Here is an 18,662-nt window from a genome sequence, read left to right on the forward strand (position 1 = left end):
GCCGCCCCATGTCCACCCCTTTGAGCCCTGAAGAACTGGATGCGCTGGCCCGCCGCCGCGCCAACGCCAAACTGGGCTGGTACGTGCATGCACTGGCCTTCGTGCTGGTCAACGCCCTCATCTTTGCCATGTCGCGCTATGCGTTTGGCACGCGCCCGTGGTCGGTGTACCCGCTGCTGGGCTGGGGGCTGGGGCTGGTGCTGCATGGGGTGTCGGTGTTTTTGCTGGGCACTGGCAGCGGCCTGCGCGAGCGCATGGTGCAGCGCGAGCGCGAGGCCCTGCAGCGCCGCCAAGACCGGCCATGAAGCTGCACCGCGAGTTCAACGGGGTCAGCAAGCTGCGGCACTACCTGCAGGTGGTGGCCTTCACCCTGGTGGTGGCCACCATCCAGTGCACATTCATGCCCGACAAACCCTACGGGCCGCCGGTGGTGTATTCGGTGCTGATCGGCACCTTCACCTGGGCCATCATCGACCTGGGGCGCGAGCTGATACCGTCCGCCGCCGAAACCGGCTGGCCGCACGGCTGGCAGGGCATTGCGCTGGTCCTGGTAGGCATCGTCGTGGGCTACCTGGCCGGCACCTTGCTGGCGGACATGCTGTGCGTGTACTACTTTCACTTCTACCCGGCGGGCTCCTTGATCTCGGGCGCTGACCAACGCACGTCCATCCTGATCACGGCCATTGCCGGGCTGGTGGGCACGTTCTACTTCTACGCGGTCAACAAGTCGGCGTACCTGGAAGGCAAGATGGCCGAGGCGCGCATGCACGCCAGCGAGTCGCGCCTGAAGCTGCTGGAGACACAGCTGGAACCCCACATGCTGTTCAACACCCTGGCCAACCTGCGCGTGCTCATCGGCACCGACCCGGCCCGGGCGCAGCACATGCTGGACCGCATGATTGCCTACCTGCGCGCCACGCTCAGCGCATCGCGCAGCACCCAGCATCCGCTGGCCTTGGAGTTTGAGCGCCTGCGCGACTACCTGGAGCTGATGGCCGTGCGCATGGGGCCACGCATGGCCTACACCCTGGACCTGCCTGATGCCCTGCGCGATGTGCCGGTGCCGCCCCTGCTGCTGCAGCCGCTGGTGGAGAACGCCATCCGCCACGGGCTGGAGCCCCAGGTGGAAGGCGGCCACATCACCGTGCGTGCCACCACCCAGGAGAGCCCCCACGGCCCATTGCTGGTCATCGAGGTGCAAGACACCGGGGCGGGCCTGCCCGCCACCCTGCCCGCCCCAGGCCCCGGCCAGAGCTTTGGCCTGGCCCAGGTGCGCGAACGCCTGGCCACGCTGCACGGCGCCGCAGGCGCTCTTGAATTGATAGCTATTCAGCCAAACGGTACCAGCGCTACCGTCACTTTTCCCTTGAAATCTGCCGTCACACCATGACAGAGCCCGTCCCACGCGCCCTGATTGCCGAAGATGAACCGCTGCTGGCCGCCGCCCTGCAGCAGGACCTGGCCCGCGCGTGGCCGGAGCTGCAAGTGGTGGCCGTGGTGGGTGATGGCCGCTCGGCCGCGCAGCAGGCGCTGGCCTTGCGGCCGGACGTGCTGTTCTTCGACATCCGCATGCCCGGCCAGAGCGGCATCGAGGCGGCTGCAGAACTGGCCGACGCATGGCCGGATGACCAGCCCTTTCCAGCATTGGTGTTTGCTACGGCCTACGACCAGTACGCCGTGCAGGCGTTTGAAGCCCAAGCGGTGGACTACCTGCTCAAGCCCATCCAGGCCGACCGGCTGGCACGCACCGTGGCCAAGGTGCAGGGCCTGCTGGCCCAGCGTGTCTCAGCCGTTGCAGCAACCGGTGCACCGCCCGCTGCACCTTCGGCGGCGTTGCCCTCGCCCGAACTCGAAGCCACCATGGCCCAGCTGCGCGCGCTGCTGGGCGCGCCCGGCGTGGGCACTGCACCCGCCGCCGCGCCTCCCACCGCCGCAACGCGGCTGAACGTGATCCAGGCCAGCCACGGCACGCAGATCCACATGGTGCCGGTGGCGGACGTTGTGTACTTCGAGGCGGCCGACAAGTACGTGCGCGTGCTCACGGCCGAGCGTGAATACCTGATCCGCACTGCGCTCAAGGAGCTGATCGAGCAGCTCGACCCGCAGGAGTTCTGGCAGGTGCACCGCAGCACCCTGGTGCGCGCCACGGCCATTGCCACCGTCACGCGCGACGAGGCGGGCAAGCAGCACATCAGCCTGCGCGGGCGGCCCGAGCGGCTGCCGGTGAGCCGCCTCTACGCGCACCTGTTCAAGGCGATGTAGCTGCGCCCTCAGTTCAAGCGGGCGGCAGCGCCTCCCAGCGCCCCGCCACATTCTTCAGCAGCGCATTCACCGCCGTCAGGCGGCGGCTCTTCACGTCGATCAGGCTGCGCTGTGACGACAGCACGGTGGTCTGGGCCGCCAGCACATTCAGGTAACCCACGGTGCCCGCACGGTACTGGTTCTCCACCACGTCCAGCGCACGCTGCGCAGCGGCGGTGGCCTCGCGCTGCAGCTGCTCCTCCTGCGCCAGCGCAGCGGCGGCCGTGAGGTTGTCCTCCACCTCCTGCAGCGCGGTCAGCACCGTCTGGCGGTAGGCAGCCGTGACCTGCGCGTGGTTGGCGCGAGCGGTCTCTACCGCAGCACTGCGCGCGCCGCCATCAAAAATCGACGCCGCCAGCGCAGGCCCCAGCGACCAGAACAGGTTGGGCGCACTGAACAGGTCGGCCAGGGGCGATCCCCGGAAGCCCCCCGCTGCCGACAGCGTGAGCGTGGGGAAATACGCCGCGCGCGCTACGCCAATCTGCGCGTTGGCCGCGGCCACGCGGCGTTCTGCAGCGGCAATATCGGGGCGGCGCTGCAGCAGGTCGGACGGCAAGGCCTGGGGCACGTCAGCCGGTGCGGGCAACGTGGCGGTGGGCTCCAGCGCAAAGGCGGCAGGCGCCTGCCCCAGCAGCGCCGCCAGCGCGTGCTCCAGCTGGCTGCGCGTGGTTTGGGCCTCCAGCAGCTGGACCTGGGTGGACTTGTACTGCGCCTCGGCCTGCGCCACATCGGCGCTGGACGCCACACCGGCCGCCTGGCGGTTGCGCGTCAGCTCCCAGCTGCGGTCGTAGGCCTTGAGCGTCTCGCCCAGCAGCGCCGCCTGGGCCTCGGCCGCGCGCAATGAAAAATACGTCTGCGCCACGGCCGCCTGCAGCGACAGCCGCGCAGCGGCCAGGTCGTCGGCGCTGGCCTGTGCGCTGGCCTGCGCCGCACTCACGCCAGCGGAGACGCGCCCCCACAGGTCCAGCTCCCAGCTGGCGGTGAGGCCGAGCGAATGGCTGGTGCTGATGCGTGCGGTGCTGCTACCGTCGCCCTGGCTGGACAGCTGTGTGCCGCTGCGCGCACGGCTGCTGCTGGCATTGGCCCCTACGGTGGGCAAGGCCGCTGCGCCACTGCTGGTCACTGCCGCCTGGGCCGCGCGCAGGCGGGCGGCGCTTTGCGCCAGGGTGGGGCTATTGGCCTCGGCCTGCTGCTGCAGGCGGTCCAGCACGGCGTCGCCGTACACGGTCCACCAGGTCTCGGGCAAGGCGGTGGAGGCCTGCGGCTGCGCGGGCTTCCAGATGCCCTGGGCCTGGGCGGCGGCTTGCTCTTTGTAGGCGGCCGGAATGTCCATGGTGGGCCGCTCGTACGGCGGCGTCTGCGCGCAGCCCGCCAGCCACAGGCCGCTGGCCAGCAACGCGGGCCAGGCAGCTTGGCGTGAAAAAATGAAAGAGGTCATCCGTCGTTTCCTTGCAATACCACCGGGCCTGCAGGTACGGCGCCTGCTGGCTTGCGGCGCCGCTGCACGGCACGCAGCGCGCGCGCACGCAGCCGGTCGAGCGCCACATAGACCACCGGCGTGGTGTAGAGCGTGAGCCACTGGCTTACCAGCAGGCCGCCCACAATCGCAATGCCCAGCGGCTGGCGCAGCTCGGCACCATCGCCCCGCCCCAGTGCCAGTGGCAGGGCCCCAAAGATGGCGGCCACGGTGGTCATCAGAATGGGGCGCAGCCGCAGGTTGCATGCTCGGTAGATGGCCTGCGCTGCGGTGACGGGCGCCCGGCCCGGCTCGCCCTGCTGGCGTTGCCGCGTGAGGGCAAAGTCGATCATCATGATCGCGTTCTTCTTCACGATGCCGATCAGCAGGATCACGCCAATGAGCGCGATGAGCGAGAACTCCGTCTTGAACAGCATGAGCGCCAGCAACGCGCCCACACCCGCAGACGGCAGCGTGGACAGGATGGTGATGGGGTGCACCAGGCTCTCGTACAACATGCCCAGTACCAGGTAGATGGTGATGATGGCCGCCAGGATCAGCAGCGGCTGGCCCGCCAGCGCGTCCTGAAACGCCCCCGCCGTGCCGCTGAACGAACCGCGCACCGACACCGGCACGCCCAGCTCGGCCACCGCGTTGTTCACCGCCTCGGTGGCCTGCGACAGCGACACCCCCGGCGCCAGGCTGAAGCTGATGCTGCTGGCGGGCGTGCCCCGGTCGTGGTTGACCGACAGCGGCGTGTTGGTGGTGGTGATGCGCGCAAACGCCGTGAGCGGAATCTGCTGCCCCTGGCTGTTGACGAAGAAGAAGCCCCGCAGCGTCTCGGGGTTCTGCAGGTAGCGCGGCGCGGCCTCCATCACCACGCGGTACTGGTTGAGCGGGTTGTAGATCACTCCCACCTGGCGCTGGCCGAAGGCGTTGTTCAGCGTGGCGTCGATCTGTGCCATGGTCAGGCCCAGGCGCGTGACCGCATCCCGGTCGATGACCAGCGAGGTCTGCAGGCCAAAGTCCTGCACGTCGCTGTTCACGTCCTCCAGCTCGGGCAACTGGCTCAGCACCTGGCGGATGCGCGGCTCCCAGGTGCGCAGGTCCCCAATGTCGTCGGCCTGCAGGGTGTAGTCGAAGGATGCACCGCTCTGCCGCCCACCAATGCGGATGTCGCGCTGCGGCACCAGGAACAGGCGCGCGCCCGGCTCGTTCTTGAGCTGCTCGCGCAGCCGCGTTATCACGGTCTCCGAGCTCTCCTGCCCCGGCCCGCGCTTGAGGGTCATGAACATCTGCGCCGCATTGCGCTGCCAGCCCCCCGTGAAGCCGGTCACATGCTCCACGGCCGGGTCGGCCTGCACGATGGACAGGAAACGCTGCAGCCGCTGCTCCATGGCCTGGTAGGACGTGGCCTGGTCGGCGCGGATGAAGCCCGAGATGCGCCCGGTGTCCTGCTCGGGCATGAAGCCCTTGTCGATGGCGGTGTAGAGGTACACGTTGAGCCCCACCACACACACCAGCGCCAGCAAGGCCACGGGCTGGTGGCGCAGGCACCAGGCCAGGCTGCGGCGGTACAGGCGCATGCCCCGCACCTGGAGACGGTCCACCCAGCGACCGATCCGATGGCTGAGGGACGCCACCCAGCCCCTGCGCCGCGCCGGGGCCGGGATGTGGGGCTTGAGCAGCGCTGCACACATCATGGGCGTGGTGGTGAGCGACACCACCATCGACACCAGGATGGCCGAGGACATGACGATGGCGAACTCGCGGAAAAACCGCCCCACAATGCCGCCCATGAACAAGATGGGCACGAACACCGCAATCAGCGAGATGCTCATCGACACCACGGTGAAGCCGATCTCGCGCGCTCCGTCGAGAGACGCCCTCAGCGCGGTCTTGCCCCGTTCCATGTGGCGCATGATGTTCTCCAGCACCACGATGGCGTCGTCCACCACAAAGCCCGTGGCCACGGTGAGCGCCATGAGCGAGAGGTTGTCGAGCGTATAACCCGCCAGGTACATCACGCCAAACGTGCCGGCCAGCGACACCGGCACCGCCACGCTGGGGATGAGCGTGGCACGCCCGTTGCGCAAGAACAGGAACACCACCAGCACCACCAGCGCCACGGCAATCAGCAGTGCACGCTCCACCTCTTTGACCGAAGCGCGCAGCGTGGGCGTGCGGTCGGACACCACCTCGATGTCGATGGCCGCCGGGATGGAGGCCTGCAGCGCGGGCAGCAGCGAGCGCACGCGCTCCACGGCCTCCAGAATGTTGGCGCCAGGCTGCTTGTACACCTGCAGCAGCACCGCCGGCTTGCCGTTGGCCACACCGAAGTTGCGCACGTCCTGCACCGAGTCCACCACATCGGCCACGTCCTGCAGGCGCACGGCCTGCCCGTTCTTCCAGCGCAGCACCAGCGGGGCATAGTCGGCCGCCACGCGGGCCTGGTCGTTGGTGGCCACCTGCCAGTAGTGGTCTTCCCGCTCCACCGCGCCCAGGGGCCGGTTGGCGTTGGTGCTGACGATGGCGCTGCGCACCTGCTCCAGCGAGATGCCATTGGACGCGAGCCGCACCGGGTCCAGCTCGACCCGCACGGCGGGCAGCGCGCCGCCGCTCACCGTGGCCTGGCCCACGCCCTCGACCTGCGAGAGCTTTTGCGCGAGCACGGTAGAGGCCGCGTCGTACATCTGCCCGCGTGTGAGCAGGTCCGACGTGAGCGCCAGGATCATGATGGGCGAGTCGGCCGGGTTGACCTTGCGGTAGGTCGGGTTGCTGGGCATGCCTGTGGGCAGTAGCGTGCGTGCGGCGTTGATGGCGGCCTGCACATCGCGCGCGGCGCTGTCCACGTTGCGGTCCAGGTCGAACTGCAGCGTGATGGAGGTGCTGCCTAGGATGGAGCGCGAGGTGATCTCGGTGACGCCCGCAATCGCGCCCAGCGAGCGCTCCAACGGCGTGGCGACGGTGGCGGCCATGGTGTCGGGGCTGGCCCCGGGCAGGCTGGCGCTGACCGAGATGGTGGGGTAGTCCACCTGCGGCAGCGGGGCCACGGGCAGCAGGAAGAACGACACGGCACCCGCCAGGGCCAGGCCCAGGGTGAGGAGCATGGTGCCGATGGGGCGGTGGATGAAGGGGGTGGAGAGGCTCATGGGTGGGCTCTCCGGGTGGTTTGTGGGTGTTTTTGGCTGGATGCGCTAGTGGGATATGCGCTGGTAGCTATTGTTTTTGTAGTGTTGGTTTTTGTGCGTTGATTTGGCCGCGTGCTGGTTTCGAGGGCGGAGGCCGGGAGTCGCCCGGCATGCGAGGTACTTTTCTTTGCTTCGCCAAAGAAAAGTACCCAAAAGAAAGGCGACCCCACTGTCTGCGTCCCCTGCGCTTCGCTCCGGGGCAACCTGTGGTGCTCGCGGGCGGTGTGCGCTGCGGAACTCGCTGCGCGCTGGCGCGCTCCGCTCAAACAGCCGCAGCGAGTCAGTCCACGAAGCGCGTGTGTCCTGCGGCACACGCGCCACCCCGCCCGCTGCGCTCCTCGGCGCATCCAGAGGGGAGTGGGGAACCAAACATCCCCACGGGCCTTTGCTTCGCTCGGCCAAGCTTGCGCCCGCGAGACGAGGCCGAGCGCAGCAATGGCCCGAATGGATGTTGGCTGTTCGGCTGTTCGGATGTCCCACCCCTGCTGGCTGCGCCTGCGGCGGGGCGGTTGGGGGGTGGCATGGGCGTCGCAGCGCCCATGCTTCGTGCTCTGACTCGCCGTGGATGTCTGAACGAAGCTGCTACGCAGCGCAGTGAGTTCCACGGCGCACCACGCAACCGACACGACGCAGGTTTGCCCCTTCGCACCGCGAAGGGGTCGCAGACTGGGGGTCGCCTTTCTTTTGGGTACTTTTCTTTGGCGAAGCAAAGAAAAGTACCTCGCCCGCCGGGGCGACAACCCGGCTCCCGCGCTCAAACCAAGCACGCTATTCATAAGGGCCAACGCTTCAGGCATTCACGACCTCGGAACGCCCACGCCACCGCTGCGCCCACCCCTCAAACGTGAGGTAAATCACAGGCGTCGTGAACAGCGTGAGCAACTGACTCAGGATCAGCCCCCCCACCATCGTCACCCCCAACGGATGCCGCAGCTCACTGCCCACCCCCGTCCCCAACATCATCGGCAACGCCCCCAGCAAAGCCGCCAACGTCGTCATCAGGATGGGGCGAAACCGCAGCAAACACGCCTGATAAATCGCATCACGCGCGCTCAGACCCTCATCCCGCTGCGCCTCCAGCGCAAAGTCGATCATCATGATCGCGTTCTTCTTCACGATGCCGATCAGCAGCACGATGCCGATGATGGCAATGATGTCCAGGTCCAGCCGCGCCGCCATCAGCGCCAGCAACGCGCCCACCCCAGCCGAGGGCAGCGTGGACAAGATCGTGACCGGGTGCACCGTGCTCTCGTACAGCACGCCCAGTACGATGTACATGGTGACCACCGCCGCCAGGATCAGCAGCAGCGTGTTCGACAACGACGCCTGGAACGCCAGCGCCGCGCCCTGAAAGCTCGTCTCCACCGACAGCGGCAACTGCCCCTCGGCCTGCACGGCCACCTTCTCGCGCTCGATGGCCGCTACCGCATTGCCCAGCGACACGCCCGGAGCGGTGTTGAAGGAAATCGTGGCGGCGGGCAACTGGCCCACGTGGTTGACCACCAGCGGCATGTTGCGCTCCTCGATGCGCGCCACCGACGACAGCGGCACCGGCGCCCCCACGCTGGAGGGCACATAGATGCTCTGCAGCGCCTCGGGCCCCACCTTGAACTGCGGCGCCACCTCCAGCACCACGCGGTACTGGTTGGACTGGGTGAAGATGGTCGAGATCAGCCGCTGGCCAAAGGCGTTGTACAGCGCCGCGTCAATGCCCGCCACCGTCACACCCAGGCGGCTGGCCTGGGCGCGGTCGATCTGCACATAGGCCTGGCGGCCCTGGTCCTGCAGGTCGCTGGCCACATCGGTCAGCTCGGGCAAGGCGCGCAAGCGGCGCAGCAGCTCGGTGGTGCTGGTGGTCAGCTGCTGCATGTCGGGCGACGACAGCAGCCACTGGTACTGCGTACGCGCCACCCGGTCTTCAATGGTCAGGTCCTGCACGGGCTGGATGAACAGGCGGATGCCCGGCAGGTTCTGCACACGCTGGGCCAGGCGCTGCTGCACCACACCGGCCTTGTCGCGGTCTGCATGGGGTTGCAGGTCGATCAACAGACGGCCGGTGTTGAGCGTGGTGTTGGCGCCATCGACACCAATGAACGACGACACGCTGCGCACCGCCGGGTCTTGCAGCAGCCGCTCGGCCACAGCCTGCTGGCGCTCTGCCATGCCGGCAAACGAGATCGACTGGTCGGCCTCGGTGGTGGCCTGCAGCGTGCCGGTGTCCTGCACCGGAAAGAAGCCCTTGGGGATGAACAGGTACAGCACCACGGTGAGCGCCAGCGTGGCCGCAAACACCAGCCAGGTGGTGCCCCGGTGGTTCAGCACCCAGCCCAGCATGCGGCCATAGCCTGCAATGGTGCGGTCAAAGAAGTGGCCTGTGGCGCGGTACAGGCGGCCGTGGCTCTCCTCCGGCGTGTGGCGCAGCAGGCGCGCGCACAGCATGGGGGTGAGCGTGAGCGACACCACGGCCGAGATCAGGATGGACACGGCCAGCGTGATGGCGAACTCGTGGAACAACCGCCCCACCACATCGCCCATGAACAGCAGTGGGATCAGCACCGCGATCAGCGAGATGGTGAGCGAGATGATGGTGAAGCCGATCTGCTGCGAGCCCTTGAGCGCAGCCGCGAGCGGTGCCTCGCCCTCTTCCACATAGCGGGCAATGTTCTCGATCATCACGATGGCATCGTCCACCACAAAACCTGTGGAGATGGTCAGCGCCATCAGCGTGAGGTTGTTGATGGAGAACCCCGCGAGGTACATCACCCCACAGGTGCCGATGAGCGACAGCGGCACGGCCACGCTCGGGATCAGCGTGGCCGAGGGGCTGCGCAGGAAGACGAAGATCACCGCCACCACCAGCAGCACGGCCAGGCCCAGCTCCACCTGCATGTCGCGCACCGAGGCGCGCACCGTTACTGTGCGGTCGGTCAGCACCTGCACATCCAGCGACGCTGGCAAGGTGCTTTGCAGTTGCGGCAGCAGGGCCTTGATGCGGTCCACCGTGTCGATCACATTGGCACCGGGCTGGCGGCGGATGTTGAGAATCACGCCGGGCTTGGCGCCCGTGTCAGCCGTGCCCGCCCAGGCGGCGAGGCGGGTGTTCTCGGCGTCGTCCACCGTTTCGGCCACGTCCTTCAGGCGCACGGGGGCGCCATTCTTGAAGGCGATGATGAGGTCGCGGTATTCAGCCGCCGACTGCAGCTGGTCGTTGGCATCGATGGTGGATGCACGGGCCGGGCCGTCAAAGCCGCCCTTGGCCTGCTTGACGTTGGCCGCCGCGATGGAGGTGCGCACGTCTTCCAGCGTGAGGCCCAGCTGCGCCAGCGCCGTGGGGTTGGCCTGGATGCGCACGGCCGGGCGGCGCCCGCCCGCAATCGCCACCAGACCCACGCCCTGCACCTGCGACAGCTTGGGTGCCAGGCGGTTTTCCACCAGGTCGTTCACGCGGATCACGGGCAGCGAGGGCGAGGTGATGGCCAGTGTGAGGATGGGCGCATCGGCCGGGTTGACCTTGCTGTACAGCGGCGGCATGGGCAGGTCGCTGGGCAGCAGGTTGCTGCCTGCGTTAATGGCCGCCTGTACCTGTTGCTCGGCTACATCCAGCGCCATGTCGAGCGCAAAACGCAGTGTGATCACCGAAGCCCCGCCCGAGCTGGTGGACGACATTTGCGACAGCCCCGGCATCTGGCCGAACTGCCGCTCCAGCGGGGCCGTGACGTTGGAGGTCATCACGTCCGGGCTCGCGCCCGGGTACAGCGTGGTGACCTGGATGGTGGGGTAGTCCACCTCGGGCAGGGCCGAGGTGGACAGCAGCCGGTAGGCCATCAGCCCTGCGATCAGGATCGCCACCATCAGCAGCGCGGTGGCGATGGGGCGCAGGATGAAAAGGCGCGACAGGTTCATGGCGACGGGTGCGCTGGCAAAACAGGCAGGGGAGAAACCGGGGTACCGCTGCGCTCAGCGCGCCGGGCTGGCCACGCCACCGGGGGACGGCGGCTGCTGCTGCAACCGCTCGCGGATATAGGCACGACGCTCCTCCTGCGGCATTGCCATCACGCGGGCGCGCTCGTCGGCGGGCATCTGGTCCAGCAGCGCCTTCACCTGCGGAGGGATGCCCCGTGGAGGTTCCGCGGCGCGATCAGCAGGCGCTGGGGGGGCAGCAGACGGTGCAGGCGGCGCTGCGCCTGGGGATGCTTGCGGTGCGGCGGCGCGGGCTGTGGCTTCACTGCGCTGCGGTTGTGGTGCTGCAGAGGCCTGCGGGCCGGACGCCGGGGTAGCGGCGGGAGCACCCCCACCCGACGCCGAAGAGGCAGCAGCAGAGGCCGCCGACGCTGGAGCGGCTGCGCCGCCCGCACCCATCTGCGCGCGCCGCTCGCGCAGGAAGGCGCGGCGCTCTTCGGGGCTCATCTTCTGCAGCTTTTCACGCACATCGGGCGGCAGCGATGCAATGAAGGCACGGCGCTGCGCGGCCTGGTCCTGCGCCGCCTGGTCGGCGCGGGTGACGGCACCGGCATCGATCACAGCGACCTTGGCGCCTTCGCGCAGGCGGTCGATGCCGTCCGTGACCACCTGCTCGCCCTCGCGCAGCTCGCCTTCGACGCTCACCCGGTCGCCATCGGTCACGCCCACGCGGATGCGGCGCTGGGTCACGGTGCTGTCTTCCTGCACCAGGTAGACATAGTTGTTCTGCACGGCCGTGGCCGGCACGGTCAGCACGCCCTGGAGCAGGTTGACCTGCAGGCGTACGTTGACGAACTGGTTGGGGTACAGGGCGCCGTCTTCATTGGCAAAAGCGGCCTTGACCTTGATGGTGCCGGTGGTGCTGTCGATGGCGTTGTCCAGCGCCACCACACGGCCCTTGGCCAGCTGGCGGCGGCTGTCGCGGTCCCACAGCTCCACGGGCAGTTCCTCGCCAGCGGCCATGCGGCGGCGCATCTGGGGCAGGTGCGCCTCGGGCACGGAGAACGCGGCATCGATGGGCCGCACCTGGTTGATGGTGACGATGCCGTTGGCATCGCTCGGCCCCACCACGTTGCCTTTGTCGGCCTGGCGCAGGCCCAGCCGGCCGGCAAAGGGTGCGGTGACCTGGGTGTAGCTCAGTTGCAGGCGCGCGGCATCGACCTGCGCCTGGTCCGAGGCCACGGTGCCCTCCAGCTGACGTACCAGTGCGGCCTGGGTGTCCACCTGCTGGCTGGCGATGGAGTCGCGCGCCAGCAGGTCCTGATACCGCTTGAGGTCGAGCTGCGCATTCTTGAGCAGCGCCTGGTCGCGCTGCAGCGTGCCCTGGGCCTGCGACAGCGCAGCCTGGTAGCTGCGTGCATCGATCTCGGCCAGCACCTGGCCTGCACGCACCTCGTCGCCTTCCTTGAAGCGCACCGACGTCAGCTCACCGCTCACCTTGGCGCGCACCACGGCCGTGGCGCGGGCGCTCATGGTGCCGATGGCACTCACCACCACCCGTACATCGCCCCGCTGCACGGTGCCCACCGACACGGGCTGCACGTTGCCGCCGCCAAAGCGCCCGGGGCCACCGCCCGGCCTGCGCGCCGCGTTCGGGCCCGTGACGGCACCGCCAGCGGTGGCTGCAGCCGCTGCATCCTGGCGCTGCTTCCACCACCAGGCACCACCTCCCACCGCCGCCAGCGCAATGGCGGCCATCAACAACGCGGAGGTCCAACGCAGCTTGCCGGACTGCAATCTTGCGGGCCTCTGTGGACGGGCAAACGAACGGTTCAGGGGCATGGTGGGGCGCAACCAGGAATGAGCAAAGGGGTATGGTAGCCAGCGCATCCCCCGGGGCTGCCGTCCGGCAGGCCCCCTTTACCGGGGATTTACGCGCGCTTTGGGCGGGGTTTACCGATGTATCGGCTCAGCCCCGCCAGGGGGTCGAAATCAGCGGTTGGTGGCCAGCAGAAGGCCGCCAGCCCCCATGAAAAAACCGCCCGTGGCTTTGTTGAGTCGGGCCACGCCCCGCGAGGTGCGGATGAAGCGGCGAATCTGGCGTCCGAAGCTGGCGTACACGGCGGTCGACACGAATTCGCTGCCCAGATAGATGGAGCCCAGCACCAGAAACTGGCGCGCTGCAGGCTGCGCGGGGTCGATGAACTGCGGAAAGATCGCCGCGAACAGGATGATGGCTTTGGGGTTGGTGATGCCCAGCAGAAACTCCTGGGTGATGAGCGCACGCAGAGAGAACTGCGCTGGCTGGCCCGATGCCAGGGCACCGCCGGGCGCATCATCCAGTGCCAGGCCGCTGAACTCACGGCTGTGCCACGCCTTCCAGCCCAGCCAGAACAGGTAGGCGGCGCCCACCCATTTCACCGCCGTGAATGCGGCCTCGGACGCCAGCAGCATCGCGCCCAGCCCCACCGCAGACACCGTCAGAAAAATGGCAAACGCCGCTGCGCGGCCCACCGTGGCGATCAGCGCGGGGCCCACGCCTGCGCGAATGCCGTTGTTGAGGCCACAGAAGTTGTTGGGCCCGGGGGTGAGCGAAATGGCGATGGCAACTGGAACAAATAGCAGCGCATCCATGGGGCGGTCCTTGCAGGGTAAGGCGTGTGTGAGAAGAAACGGTCAGCACTGCAGTCTAAGGCAGACCTTGCCGACACAACCACCCCTAGGACACATGCCCCCAAGGCGCCGTCTACCACCTCTCAACCGCTACAGATCCAGCACCGAGCCCCAGGGCACCTCAGGCAATGCTTCGTAGTGCGCCACCACGGTCAGACGGTCTGATCGGGCCGCCTGGGACGCCAGTGCCTGCACGAGGTAGCGGGCGGAAGGTTTGTCCAGCCCACCCACCGGCTCGTCGATCAGGATCAGCGGTGCATTTGACGCCAAGGCCCCTGCCATGAGCACCTTGCGCTTGCTGCCGGTAGACAGGGCATAAAAAGGCTTGTCCAGATGCTCGTGCAGGCTGAACCCGTCGATGTGCTCCACCAGGGCTGCCGCATCCCACTGGGGGTAACGCGCAGGCAGGCTGTCGAGCCAACCCCGGGCCGTGAGCGGTTCCCACTCGCTGGATCGCGGGTCCGCCCAGAAGACGAGTGGTGCCGAGGCCTTGGCGGCTTGGTTCAAATCCACCCCTTGCAGCGTGATGCTGCCAGCCTGCGCTATCAGCTCACCAGCGAGCACGCGCAGCAGCGTGGTTTTGCCGGTGCTTTCATCACCACGCACCAAAGCCAGACCCGGCGGCCAGGCCAGCGACAGGTTGTCCAGCACCGCACACTCCGGGTACGCAAACCGCAACCCTTTCACCCACAAAAACGCGCTCTCAGCCACCCTGCCTCCTCGATGCGGAAAGCGGCCATTCTAGGAAGCTGCGGCACGGCGGGCCCACCACAAGCCCCCCACCTGGTTCACCACCAGCCCACAGAGCACTGCTACCGCGCCCACCCACTGCAGGGGCGCAGGGGTTTCACCAAGAAAGGCATAGGCCGCCCACAGCCCCACCACTGGCACCAACAGCGAAAACGGCGTGACCCGCCCAGCTGCATGGCGTTGCAGCAGCTGCGTCCATAGCGTATAGGCCAGCAGTGTGGCCAGAAAGGCCAGGTAGGCCACGGCCAGCAACCCCGTGCCATTCAAAGACTGCAGCTGTCCCCAGACGACGGCGGAGCCATCGCTCCACAACGCCAGCGCAAAAAACGGCCCAATGGGCACCACACTGCTCCACACGATGAACGGAAACGGCGCATACGCCCCGGCCTGCGCCGCGCGGCGTGCCACCAGGTTGGACACCGCCCACATAAATGCGGCGCCGAGGGTGAGCACAAACCCCGCCAGCGTCATCTGGCCCGGCCCCTCGCCATGCGCGAGGCCGATGGTCATCAAGCCGCCGAACGCCAGCAACAAGCCCCCCCACTGCCAGGGCTTGGCGCGCTCCCCCAGCAACGGCGCAGCCAGCAACAACGTGAAGAACGCCTGGGTCTGCATCACCACCGACGCCATGCCCGCCGTCATGCCCAGCTGCAGGCCCAGAAACAGAAAGCCGAACTGCCCCAGCCCCTGCGCCAGCCCGTAGCCCACCACAAAGCGCCAAGGCAAAGCCGGGCGCGGTACGAAGAGCAAAAAAGGCAGCGATGCCGCCGTAAAACGCAGCGCGCCCAGCAGCATGGGGCTCAGGCCCTGCAGGCCGAGCTTCATCACCACAAAGTTCAGCCCCCAGATGACCACCACCGCCAGGGCGCGCAACAGGTCGCCACGGCTCAAGGCCGCTGGCGCACTCATGCGGCCGCCACCGCAGCGCCCGCAGCCACCGGACGGCCCTGCCGCGCCCGGGCAGCCACAAAGGCGTCGAACGCCTGGGCGCTGGTTTTGCCCGGCACATAGCCCAGCACCTCCTTGAGGGCTGTGTTCAGCAGCACGGGCCGGTAGCGCAAAAAGTCGAGCTGCTCGGGGCCGTAGCGGCTCACGCCCAGCGCGGAGCCCACGGCCAGCGCGGTGCGCAGCAGCCCGGCGGGCAGCTCCAGCACGGGCTTGCCCAGGCGCCGGGCGATCTCGCGCAAGGGCAAGGCACCATCGCCCGCCAGGTTGAAGCAGCCCACCCGCTGCGTGCGCAGCGCATGCACGATGGCGCCGGTCACGTCTTCGTCCCAGATAAAGACAAACGGGCTCTCGCTGCCCCGGATGGCGAGCAGGCGCGGCTTTTCAAACAAGGCGGTGATCTGGTTGTCCACCCGCTCACCCAGGATGGTGCCGATGCGCAGCACCGTCTGCGCCAGCGCCGGGTGCTGCGTGCGGTATTGGGCCAGCATCTCCTCCACCAGCCGCTTGTGGTGTGAATAGGCAAACACCTCGTTGCCCCGCAGCGCATCCGTCTCGCGCAGCCACGCGGGGTTGTCGGCGTGGTAGCCGTACGCCGCGCCGCTGGAGCTGACGACCAGCTGCTTCACGCCGGTGGTTACACAGGCATCCAGCACGTTCTGGCTGCCCAGCACGTCCACCGAATATTCAAACTCGCGACTGGAGCCCTTGCCGGGCGTGACGATGGACGCCAGGTGCACCACGCTGTCGATGGCGTGGTCCGCCAGCGTCTGCGCCAATGCAGGGTCGCGCACGTCCTGCACCCGGTAGGTCACACCGGGCAGGCGACGCTCGGCAGGCACCTCACGCACATCGGCCGCCACGATGGTCCCTACCCCTTCACGCGCCAGTGCAGCTACCACGCTGCGGCCCAGAAAGCCGTCTGCGCCGGTGACCAGAATGCGGCGGCTTTCCCACCCCAGGCCGGTCATGTGCGCTGCTCCCCAAGCGCGTCGACCGGCGGTAGCTGCGCAGGCCTGCGCCCCCACCAGCCCGCCAGAGTCAGCCCCGCGATGATGTCCCAGAAGCCCCACACGCCCGCCACCACGGCCATGCCGCCCAGCCCGCCAAAGAAGCTGAAGATCAGCACCAGGCCCAGGCCTGCATTGCGAATGCCCACCTCAATGCTCACCGCACGCCGGTCGTAGTCGGGCAAGCCACTGAGCCGCGCGCAGGCGTAGCCGGTGCCGAAGGCCAGCGCATCGTGCAGTGCCACAGCCAGCAGCACCAGGCCCACGTAGTCGAGGAAGTAGCGCCAGTTGCCCGCCACCGCGCCCACGATGAAGCCAATGAGGCACAGAAAGCTGAGGATGCGCACGGGCTTGTTCACGCGCTGTGTGAGGCGCGGCAACTTTTCGGCACACAGGATGCCCAGCACAAAGGGCAGCCCAATGATCACCACGATGTGCCCTGCCATTTCCAGCGGGTCGAGCGCAATGCTGCGCAGCAGCGGCGCCGCCGTGGGGTGCATGCCACCCCAGAACGCAAAGTTGAGCGGCATGAGCACGATGGCCAGCGCGTTGGAGATGGCCGTCATCGACACCGACAGCGCCACATTGCCCCCCGCGCGGTGGGTGAGGATGTTGCTCACATTGCCGGGCGGACAGCAGGCGACCAGGATCATGCCCAGCGCAATGCTGGGCCCAGGCTTGAGCAGCAGCGTGAGCACAAAGGTCACGGCAGGCAGCACGATGAACTGCGCGGCAATGCCCACCGCCATGGCACCGGGCATGCGCAGCACGCGCTTGAAGTCCGCCACACGCGTATCCAGCGCAATGCCGAACATGAGAAAACCCAGCACCCCATTGAGCACCACCAGCGACGCGGGGTTGAAGTTGAGGCGTATTTCGTCCACAGGCAGCATAGATAACCTTTGAGTTCAGTTCTTCACCGCGTATTGCGAAACGCGCAACGCACGAAACTGTCGCAGCGACAGCGCGGGACGCCGAGCAAGGGCCGCCCCGCAGCGAGGGCGTCGTCCCCTTGCCCGCAGTGCGCAGCGCTGCGAGAGCGGGGGGAAGGCGCGCAGCGCCTCAGGGGGGCTTTCATTCCAGGGCTGCGGCGGCCGCGCGCACCGCGTTGCGATAGGTGTCCTTGTGCACGTAGTACGCCATGCGTTCGAGCTGGAGGTACTTGAAGCCACCCGACAGATCGGGCGGCGGCCCGGCCTTGGCCTGGCGCAGGGCCTCGGCGCGCGGCGAGCCCTCGGCCTGTGCCTTGAAGAAGCGCGCCACCAGCTCGGCCTGCTCATAGCGGCCCTGCCAGCCGATGCCGCTGGCTTCGATCATGCCCATCACGGCCAGGTTGTCGAACCGGGGTGACAGGATGTTGAGGTACAGCTTCGGCGCCATGCCCTGCCAGTTGAGCAGGCTGTGGTCAATGAAGGGGTAATGCAGCTTGTACCCGGTGGCGCAGAGCACCAGGTCGTAGTCCTGCGCGCTACCGTCCTTGAAGTGCACCGTGTGGCCTTCGAAACGCGCGATGTCGGGTTTGACGTGGATGTCGCCATGGCCCAGATGGTGAAGCACCAGCGAGTTGACCACCGGGTGCGACTCGTACATCTTGTAGTCGGGCTTGGGCAAGCCAAAGCGCGCAGGGTCGCCGGTGAACCATTGCAGCACCACGCTGTCCACCTTCTGCTTGAGCCAGGGCGGCATCTTGAACTTGCCGCCCAGCGTGTCTGCAGGCTTGCCGAACACATACTTGGGCACAAAGTAATAGCCGCGCCGCACCGAGATGTCCACGCTGCGCGCGTAGTGCACCGCGTCCACGGCAATGTCGCAGCCCGAGTTGCCCGCGCCCACCACCAGCACGCGCTTGCCCTTGAACAACTCGGCACTTTTGTAGGCGCTGGTGTGCAGCAGCTCCCCGTCAAAGTGCCCCTCAAAGCGGGGCATGCTGGGTTCGGCCAGCGTGCCGTTGGCAATCACCACGCCCTTGAACTCTGCGGTTTGCGCGGGGCCGCCGTGCTGCGTCCACATCACGCGCCACAGCGGTGCAGCGCCCTCGCCCACCGGCTCGACCCGGAGCACGCGCGTGCCAAACCAGTAGTGCTGGCGCAGGCCAAAGTGCTCTGCAAAGTCGAAGAAATACTGGCGCATGTCCCGGTGGCTTGGGTAGTCGGCCACCTCGGGGCGCATGGGGAACTCGGTGAACTCCGTGGTGTGTTTGCTGGAGATCAGGTGCGCCGATTCGTAGACCGTGCTGCGCGGGTTGTCGATGTTCCACAGCCCTCCCACATCGGTGTGCGCTTCAAAGCCCTGAAAAGGCACACCCAGCTTCTGCAGGTTGCGCGCCGCGGCCAGCCCGCTGGGGCCGGCGCCGATGAGGGCGATGTGGCCGCGCAGGTCCTGTGCGGCGGGCGTTGCAGGGCTTGTCTCCGGCATCGTTGTTGTTGTCGTCATTCG

13 protein-coding genes are annotated in these 18,662 nt (G+C 67.7%); 3 read left to right on the plus strand and 10 right to left on the minus strand.

Annotated elements, in window-relative coordinates; translation table 11 throughout:
- Positions 1-8 precede the first annotated feature (8 nt).
- The 3 genes from DNK89_RS09795 to DNK89_RS09805 are packed head-to-tail and all read left to right on the plus strand — an operon-like array spanning position 9 to position 2,262.
- Entirely contained in the window at positions 9-305 is a 297-nt protein-coding gene (locus tag DNK89_RS09795) for a 2TM domain-containing protein (RefSeq protein WP_110959943.1), read from the plus strand.
- Positions 302-1,390, plus strand: a complete 1,089-nt coding sequence (locus DNK89_RS09800; protein WP_110959944.1) for a sensor histidine kinase — start codon at positions 302-304, stop codon at positions 1,388-1,390. The genes DNK89_RS09795 and DNK89_RS09800 overlap by 4 nt, the downstream gene beginning before the upstream one ends.
- Complete coding sequence (locus DNK89_RS09805; protein WP_110959945.1) at positions 1,387-2,262, plus strand: LytTR family DNA-binding domain-containing protein; 876 nt, start codon at positions 1,387-1,389, stop codon at positions 2,260-2,262. Before DNK89_RS09800 ends, DNK89_RS09805 begins: the two co-directional genes overlap by 4 nt.
- A 13-nt stretch (positions 2,263-2,275) precedes the next feature.
- Here DNK89_RS09805 and DNK89_RS09810 read toward each other — a convergent pair whose 3' ends face one another.
- The 10 genes from DNK89_RS09810 to DNK89_RS09865 all read right to left on the minus strand — a co-directional run bounded on the left by DNK89_RS09810 (position 2,276) and on the right by DNK89_RS09865 (position 18,659).
- Positions 2,276-3,739 carry an efflux transporter outer membrane subunit gene (locus DNK89_RS09810; protein ID WP_238990761.1) on the minus strand — a complete coding sequence of 488 codons (1,464 nt, stop codon included), beginning with the start codon at positions 3,737-3,739 and terminating at the stop codon, positions 2,276-2,278.
- Entirely contained in the window at positions 3,736-6,909 is a 3,174-nt protein-coding gene (locus tag DNK89_RS09815; protein ID WP_110959946.1) for an efflux RND transporter permease subunit, read from the minus strand. The genes DNK89_RS09810 and DNK89_RS09815 overlap by 4 nt, the downstream gene beginning before the upstream one ends.
- An 828-nt stretch (positions 6,910-7,737) precedes the next feature.
- Positions 7,738-10,851 (minus strand): MdtB/MuxB family multidrug efflux RND transporter permease subunit, encoded by a 3,114-nt coding sequence (locus DNK89_RS09825; RefSeq protein WP_110959948.1) that lies wholly within the window; start codon positions 10,849-10,851, stop codon positions 7,738-7,740.
- A gap of 54 nt (positions 10,852-10,905) precedes the next feature.
- Positions 10,906-12,690 (minus strand): efflux RND transporter periplasmic adaptor subunit, encoded by a 1,785-nt coding sequence (locus DNK89_RS09830; protein WP_110959949.1) that lies wholly within the window; start codon positions 12,688-12,690, stop codon positions 10,906-10,908.
- 150 nt (positions 12,691-12,840) lie between these two features.
- Positions 12,841-13,482, minus strand: a complete 642-nt coding sequence (locus DNK89_RS09835; protein WP_110959950.1) for a LysE family translocator — start codon at positions 13,480-13,482, stop codon at positions 12,841-12,843.
- 129 nt (positions 13,483-13,611) lie between these two features.
- Complete coding sequence (locus DNK89_RS09840) at positions 13,612-14,172, minus strand: ATP-binding cassette domain-containing protein (protein ID WP_238990767.1); 561 nt, start codon at positions 14,170-14,172, stop codon at positions 13,612-13,614.
- Positions 14,173-14,262: 90 nt separating this feature from the next.
- The gene (locus DNK89_RS09845; protein ID WP_110959952.1) at positions 14,263-15,180 is read right to left on the minus strand and encodes an EamA family transporter; all 918 of its coding nucleotides are present in this window, start codon (positions 15,178-15,180) and stop codon (positions 14,263-14,265) included.
- On the minus strand, positions 15,177-16,187 hold the full coding sequence (locus DNK89_RS09850; RefSeq protein ID WP_110959953.1) for an SDR family oxidoreductase: 1,011 nt from the start codon (positions 16,185-16,187) through the stop codon (positions 15,177-15,179). The genes DNK89_RS09845 and DNK89_RS09850 overlap by 4 nt, the downstream gene beginning before the upstream one ends.
- Positions 16,184-17,119 (minus strand): bile acid:sodium symporter family protein, encoded by a 936-nt coding sequence (locus DNK89_RS09855; RefSeq protein WP_110959954.1) that lies wholly within the window; start codon positions 17,117-17,119, stop codon positions 16,184-16,186. The genes DNK89_RS09850 and DNK89_RS09855 overlap by 4 nt, the downstream gene beginning before the upstream one ends.
- Before the next feature lie 181 nt (positions 17,120-17,300).
- On the minus strand, positions 17,301-18,659 hold the full coding sequence (locus tag DNK89_RS09865) for an NAD(P)/FAD-dependent oxidoreductase (RefSeq protein ID WP_238990769.1): 1,359 nt from the start codon (positions 18,657-18,659) through the stop codon (positions 17,301-17,303).
- Between the last annotated feature and the right edge of the window lie 3 nt (positions 18,660-18,662).

The sequence above is a fragment of the Acidovorax sp. ST3 genome (genome assembly GCF_003231145.1).
Taxonomy (GTDB): Bacteria; Pseudomonadota; Gammaproteobacteria; order Burkholderiales; family Burkholderiaceae_C; genus Acidovorax.

Bases quoted from the DNA above. Each gene is read 5' to 3' on its own strand.
- DNK89_RS09795 (WP_110959943.1), top strand. From the start codon at position 9: ATGTCCACCCCTTTGAGCCCTGAAGAACTGGATGCGCTGGCCCGCCGC.
- DNK89_RS09800 (WP_110959944.1), top strand. From the start codon at position 302: ATGAAGCTGCACCGCGAGTTCAACGGGGTCAGCAAGCTGCGGCACTAC.
- DNK89_RS09805 (WP_110959945.1), top strand. From the start codon at position 1,387: ATGACAGAGCCCGTCCCACGCGCCCTGATTGCCGAAGATGAACCGCTG.
- DNK89_RS09810 (WP_238990761.1), bottom strand. From the start codon at position 3,739: ATGACCTCTTTCATTTTTTCACGCCAAGCTGCCTGGCCCGCGTTGCTG.
- DNK89_RS09815 (WP_110959946.1), bottom strand. From the start codon at position 6,909: ATGAGCCTCTCCACCCCCTTCATCCACCGCCCCATCGGCACCATGCTC.
- DNK89_RS09825 (WP_110959948.1), bottom strand. From the start codon at position 10,851: ATGAACCTGTCGCGCCTTTTCATCCTGCGCCCCATCGCCACCGCGCTG.
- DNK89_RS09830 (WP_110959949.1), bottom strand. From the start codon at position 12,690: ATGCCCCTGAACCGTTCGTTTGCCCGTCCACAGAGGCCCGCAAGATTG.
- DNK89_RS09835 (WP_110959950.1), bottom strand. From the start codon at position 13,482: ATGGATGCGCTGCTATTTGTTCCAGTTGCCATCGCCATTTCGCTCACC.
- DNK89_RS09845 (WP_110959952.1), bottom strand. From the start codon at position 15,180: ATGAGTGCGCCAGCGGCCTTGAGCCGTGGCGACCTGTTGCGCGCCCTG.
- DNK89_RS09850 (WP_110959953.1), bottom strand. From the start codon at position 16,187: ATGACCGGCCTGGGGTGGGAAAGCCGCCGCATTCTGGTCACCGGCGCA.
- DNK89_RS09855 (WP_110959954.1), bottom strand. From the start codon at position 17,119: ATGCTGCCTGTGGACGAAATACGCCTCAACTTCAACCCCGCGTCGCTG.
- DNK89_RS09865 (WP_238990769.1), bottom strand. From the start codon at position 18,659: ATGACGACAACAACAACGATGCCGGAGACAAGCCCTGCAACGCCCGCC.